The 6,016-nt window shown below is 62.2% G+C and carries 3 protein-coding genes and 1 pseudogene; 1 reads left to right on the top strand and 3 read right to left on the bottom strand.

Annotated features, from left to right (window positions below; genetic code table 11):
- Positions 1–203: pseudogene (locus IQ25_RS11285) on the top strand (IS5/IS1182 family transposase); the annotation flags it as partial.
- Between the two features lie 564 nt (positions 204–767).
- On the opposite strand, the gene IQ25_RS11280 reads toward IQ25_RS11285, so the two are convergent.
- From IQ25_RS11280 to IQ25_RS11270, 3 genes are all read right to left on the bottom strand, one after another.
- On the bottom strand, positions 768–1,751 hold the full coding sequence (locus tag IQ25_RS11280) for an AraC family transcriptional regulator (RefSeq protein WP_144905785.1): 984 nt from the start codon (positions 1,749–1,751) through the stop codon (positions 768–770).
- A gap of 106 nt (positions 1,752–1,857) precedes the next feature.
- Positions 1,858–4,287: a TonB-dependent receptor gene (locus IQ25_RS11275; RefSeq protein WP_246415496.1), complete on the bottom strand. Its 2,430-nt coding sequence runs from the start codon at positions 4,285–4,287 to the stop codon at positions 1,858–1,860.
- 123 nt (positions 4,288–4,410) lie between these two features.
- Positions 4,411–6,009 (bottom strand): phytoene desaturase family protein, encoded by a 1,599-nt coding sequence (locus tag IQ25_RS11270; protein WP_258537010.1) that lies wholly within the window; start codon positions 6,007–6,009, stop codon positions 4,411–4,413.
- Between the last annotated feature and the right edge of the window lie 7 nt (positions 6,010–6,016).

Genomic DNA, 6,016 nt, shown 5'->3' with positions numbered 1-6,016 from the left:
CCGAGCGCGTCGCCAGAGCAAATGCGAAGCGCTCAGCCATCCGCTCGGCAGTCGAACACGTCTTTGCCGGGCAGAAGCATCGCATGGGCCTGATCGTGCGCACCATCGGCATTGCCCGCGCCCGCATCAAGATCGGCATGGCCAACCTCGCTTACAATTTCCAGCGCCTCACTTGGCTCGAGGGGCGAAGTGTGCCCGCATAACGCGAAAACGGGGTTCAGAGCGGCGCTCCAGTCTTGAAACCCAAGAAAATCAGAGGATCAACCAACCGAAAACGGGGCTCACCAACCCCTCGCTGGCCGTCACGTCCCTATCCTGCCAAAATCAGACGGTTCTTCGAGGTGTCCATGTGTGTCCGCATGACTGGCATTGGCGGTCAGGTGCCTCGATCAACTGCATGCATCCTCCCAGCACAATCTCGCCCCGCTCAGCCTTCCTGAAGGACATCTCGGTGGGGAAGCCGTACATGATCACGACACCCGTTTTCTGAGCACATTTGGGGCAAGAGATGCGGGGCGTCTTCATGCAGTCTGCATCCTTAGGCCTGCCCCTCTCAGTGGACGTCCTTGAAAACGCACGACTAAGCCGCGTCCATCATGGGGAGCCATCAATGCCCCTGCAGTCGACAACCTGAGGGTGCTGGATTTTGCACAGGTCCAGCGGTTTCCGCACGACTGCCTTGCTTTCATCCGCAATCGCCTAACAATGGGCGACGGGTCATGGAAGAGGCCGCCCAAACCGACAGCAGAACCCGTCAGAGTCTCATGTCAGCGGAGCGAGCGGCGCAGCGTCTGTGAAGGCGTTTCGCCATAGCACTGGCGATAGAGACCGGCGAAGCGACCTAGTTCGAAGAACTGCCATTCGGTCGCAATCTCGGACACAGTCCTGCCTGCTGGGCCGCGAAGCAGCGTGTCGCGCACCCCCTTCAGCCGAACGCCGCGCAGGTAGGCCATCGGCGAAGTGCCGCGAAAGCGCTGGAATCCTTCGAACAGAGTCCGGGCACTCACACCGCTGACCTCTATCAGCCGGACAATGTCGATGGGCTCCCTGGCATGAGCCTCGATGTAGCGCTCGACTTGCCGCACATGGCGCGGGGCGATCGCACCGCGCGGCTGGCTCATGGCTTCGCTGTAGTTGTGCGGCTGCACTTCCAGCACACTGGTCATCAGCAGCGACTCTAGCTGTTCGACGCTGGCAGTCTTGCTAGCGGCCGGGCCCAGCGCGTCCAATTCGTCGATCAGCAGGCCGACATAGCGCCACCAGACCATGGCGCGTGAATCCATGCGCATCACCGGGTCAAATCGCAGCGGCTGCCGCAACGGGCGGTCCAGCAGACGCGCGAGTTGTTGTTCCATCGCAGCGCGCTCGATTCGCACCATCCGCTTGGCGCAGTTGCCATCCCAGTTCATCCGCACGGATTCGTCGGGGTTCAGCAGGCTTGCCGTGTTCGCGTCGGAAATGAAACTGCGATCTCCCGCCTCGATCGCCGCACGACCTTCGAAAGGCAGCATCATCAGGTAAAAGGTTTCAAGGTATCCGGGATCGATCGTAACCGGCGCACCGTAACTCATTACACTCAAGCTACTTTTGGTGAGCGAAGCGCTGTTCTGCCACGCCTTCAGTTCGGTGACGCCGTTATGCGGCTCCAGCCGGTGAGAGCAGAATACCTTGGCGACGCTGTCGCGAACGTAGTCCACATCGTTCGAGGAGAGCCGACTGTAGGCCTGTAACGGGCTGGCGACCACTGTCATATCGTCTCCTGACAGGTGCGACGTTGGTTGGGCGCCGCACCTGCAATTCTGTCACTTCTGTTTCAGAAAGCAAATCCTTCTATCCAGATCCGCTGCTCGACTGGTTTCAGATCTTCCATTTCATCGTGACGTACCACTCGCGCGGACGGGCATAGAGAGTTTCATAGCTGCGGAACGAGGTTCCGTAGATCCCGCTGTCGAGATAGCGCTCGTCCGTCAGGTTGGTTGCGCCGGCGACGAGGCTCAGGTTCCTGCCCGGGAAATCGTAGGCAATGCTTGCGTTGACGAGGGAGTAGCCCGGCTGGAAGATTTCCCTGGTGTTGAGCGCATCCATGAACTGGCCCGCGCGGTAGGACCAATCGACACGCCCGGTCAGTTCGCCATCGCCGATCTTGACGCTCTTGAGCAAGGAGGCACTGAGCGTCCATTTCGAAATGCGCTCGAACCTTGAGGCCCGGGTGATCTCGGTCGCGGCAGGATCGATGCTGGTATAGCGCGGGTCCAGATAGCCGGCGCTGCCTTCCACAAACCAGCCCCCTCCCGGCGACAGGCGCACCTCGAGTTCCGCACCCTTTATCTCGGCCGCAGCGGCGTTCTTGGTGACCGGGGCCACGCCGGTAAATACCTGGACCTGCAGGTTGTCGTACTTGGTCAGGAACACCGCACCGTTGATGGTCAGCTTGCGATCCAGCAGCTGGGTCTTGAACCCGGCTTCATAGGCCGTCGCCTTCTCGGCGGCGAATTCGGGAGTTGCTGCCAGCGGCGGGAATACGCGCTGCACGAAACCGCCGGACTTGAAGCCCTGCGAGAACGAGGCATAGACCAGCGAATCCGCGGTGACATGCCACGCCAGATTGACCATCGGCGTGACGTCGCTCTCGCTGCGGTTCACCTGCACGAAGGGCAGGATGCGCGTCTTCGGAGTATTCGGGCTCCCGTTGATCAGTTGCTGCCCCGGTGTACGATCGGTGAAGATCGTCTGGTCGGGCAAGAACGACTTGTCATCCTTGGTATAGCGCAAGCCGGCAGTGATATCGAACACGTCGCCAAACGAATAGGTCGCCTGCCCGAACGCAGCATAGCTCTTGGTAGAGAACTTTCCGCCCGACTGGAAATAGACCGGGGTGAAGTCGAGGATGTTGACGTTGTTCCCGGTCTCGCTGAAGTAGTACAGGCCAGCAACGTACTTCAGGCTGCCTCCCATGCCACGGCCAAGCAGCTGCAGTTCCTGACTGAACTGCTTGTCGGTCAGCTCGTCATAGAATTGGCTGACGAGGATCGGCGAATGGTCGCCATCGCGCGAGAACTTGCCATCCAGGCGGCGATAGGCGGTGATCGACTTCAATTGGACCGCACCCAGGTCGAGATCGATATTGCCGCTCGCGCCCCAGATGCGGTTTCGCGAATATTGTGGCGCCGTGCCGAAGTCCTTGGTCGCGCTCGCGTAGCGATCGTCATAGCAAGCCGCAGCCGGACCAGTCGGGCGATAGGGGGCAAAGCCCAGACAGTTCTGCCCTCCAAGGAACGTGGCGACATAATTGTTCAGCAGTGCAAAGTTGTCTACCGGCGCGTCAAACGGCGGGTTGATGACGTAGCTGCCGGCGGTCGGCGGGCTGCCGGGGGGCAGCATCGGCAGATTGGCAGGGTTGAAAATGGCGGAACGCAGATCCACGCCCTTCAGCGTGAGCGCGGGACCGTTGTTGCGCTCCTCGGTTCCGTCGACCGAGAGGTTGATCTCGAGGTTGGGCGCAGCGTCCCAGCGCAGCTGGAGCCTGCCGGTCTTTGTGTTCACATTGCCCAGGTCCTTGTTGTCCACCACCCGCTGGACATAGCCGTCACGCATCATGCTCGCGCCCGAAACGCGAAGCGCCAGCGTATCGGCAAGCGGAATATTGGCCATGATCTTGGCGTCGATGCGATCGTACCGACCGACCGTGATCTGGCCCGAGATTTCGCGCCGGTTGCTTGGCTTCTTTGTCGTCAGGCTCAGCGCGCCGCCGATGGTGTTGCGGCCGAACAAGGTGCCTTGCGGTCCACGCAGAACTTCAACCCGGTCGACATCGACGAGATCGAGCATCGCCCCCACCGAGCGCGCCACATAGACACCATCCACATAGACACCCACGCCAGGTTCGGTGGTCGGCAGGAATTCCTTCTGCCCGATGCCACGAATGTAGATCGCGGCCGATGAGCTTGCGCCGCCGAAGCTGGGGTTGCTCTGGAAGGTCATGTTCGGGGTGAAGGTGGCAACGCCGTTGATGTTGTCCAGCCCACGCGCCTCGAGCGCCTTGCCCGAAAACGCGGAGATCGCCAGCGGGATCGCCTGCGCTTTCTCCTCGAACTTGCGCGCGGTCACGGTGATTTCGCCTGACAGCGCATCCACGCGGCTGCTACTTGCGTCATCCTGCTGCTGCTCGGACTCGGTGACGGGAGCCGCCCCGCCGCCTGCCTTGGCTTCCTGTGCATAGCCTGTGCCTGACACCGCACAAAGCGCGAGCGATACGGCCAGCATTGATACGTGCTTGAGATCTTGCATCACCGATTTCCCCTGAATGCATCCCGTCCTCAGTGGGCGGAAATTACGTGCAAGTAGAAGCAATCGGCGGGACGTGGACTATGCAGTGGCTGCGCGGCATATGCATAGGATGCGTGTTTCTGGTCACCCCAGAAGCTTGGCGACCATATAGCCGGACATGCCGCCAAGACCGGGTCCCGGGTGGGTGGAAGCGCCGATCTGAAAAAGTCCCGCAACGCTCGTGGCATGATTTGCCGGCGTCGCGCCGGGCCGCCACAACATGAACTGGTCCAGCGCGCAATCTCCGCCATAGGGATCACCGCCGACCAGGTTGATGTTCATACGCTGGAGGTCTGCAGGGCTGATCGCATGCCGCGCGAGGATGCTGTCACGCAGGTTCGGGATCAGCGTGCACAGCCGCTCGACAATGCGGTCGGCATAGGCCTCTCGCACGGCCTCGGTCCACCGTCCGTCATCTGGGATGGCGATCTCGCCCAGTGCATCACCGGCAAGGCAGCCGTCGCGAGGCAACTCTTGAAGCTGGATCCAGAAGATCCACTTTCCGTCGGGCGCGCGCGACGGGTCGACCGCAACAGGCTGCGCCACCACGATCGTCGCATCGGCTGGCAAAAGCCCACGCTCGGATTCATTCACAGCGCGGGACACGGCATCAAGCCCGGCCGTCAGGTGCAGCATCGCCACCTCTCGAAGCGCGGGGTCCGGCCATGCGGGCGGTTCCGATAGCGCCAGGTGTATCTGCATTTCGCCTCGGCCATAGCGGAAGGCGGCGGCCTCGTTGCGCGCCACTTCATCCACTGGCGCATCGGCCAACAGACGCTGGTAAAGCTGGGTCGGCGTGACCGAGGCTATCACCGCCTTGCCTGCGCGCACCACCTCGCCATTGCCTAGCCGTACGCCGCGCGCCCGCCCTCCCTCAACCAGTACCCGGTCGACGTCCGCGCAGGTCCGGATCCGGCCGCCTTTCTCGACGATAAGATCGGCAAACGCTTCGACGATGCGGGCACTTCCCCCTTCAACCATCGGACTGCCCACTGCCTCCAGCGAGAACAGCACCAGCCGGTTCATCAGCGCGGACGCCGTACTTTCGGGCGAAAGGCCCACGTGCAGCACCCACGGCGCAAACAGGCCACGCGAAAGGCCGGCGCGGAAATCCTGCTCAAGCCAGGCACGCGATGAACGCAGCATCTGCCCGAACGTGCGGGCAAGGCCGCGAATGCCTTGCCGGCGTGCCTCACCCAGTAGCAGCCTGATCGTCTGCCACGACCACAGACGCCCGCCCAGCAGCCCGAAGACCAGCGGCGCCATCCGCTCGACTTCGGCCATGGCGCGGGCATAGGCCTCCCCGTCGCCGGGCGAGCAGGCATTGAGGGCAGCCATGTTGGCCGCCCGGTCAGTATGGAAGATCAGGCTCGCGCCATCGGGCTGGACAACGGCAGTGGGCGTCGCACAATTGCGAAAAACAAGGCCGTGGCGCGCCAGTTCTGGCCCCAGCTCCGCATAGTGCGGCGCAGTCAGGAACAGGGGATAGAGCGTGGACAGCGTGTCGTGGAGAAAGCCCGGCAGGGTAAGCTCTTCGGTGCGGATACACCCACCCGGCCGTTCCTCGCGCTCCAGCAGCAGCACGCTGTGCCCGCGCAATGCCAGCGTGGCACCGCAGACCAAAGCATTGATGCCACTGCCAATGATGACGAAATCCGCGTCAGCCGCTCCCAGCGCGCCCACGACCGGC

Origin of the sequence: Novosphingobium taihuense, assembly GCF_007830315.1 — a bacterium.
GTDB lineage: Bacteria > Pseudomonadota > Alphaproteobacteria > Sphingomonadales > Sphingomonadaceae > Novosphingobium > Novosphingobium taihuense.
The sequence above is the reverse complement of the archived record's forward strand: the minus strand, read 5'-3'. Positions and strand labels throughout refer to the sequence as shown.

What these genes read in the sequence shown, in the direction of transcription:
- IQ25_RS11275 (WP_246415496.1), bottom strand. Translation starts at nt 4,287, where the DNA reads ATGCAAGATCTCAAGCACGTATCAATGCTGGCCGTATCGCTCGCGCTT.
- IQ25_RS11280 (WP_144905785.1), bottom strand. Translation starts at nt 1,751, where the DNA reads ATGACAGTGGTCGCCAGCCCGTTACAGGCCTACAGTCGGCTCTCCTCG.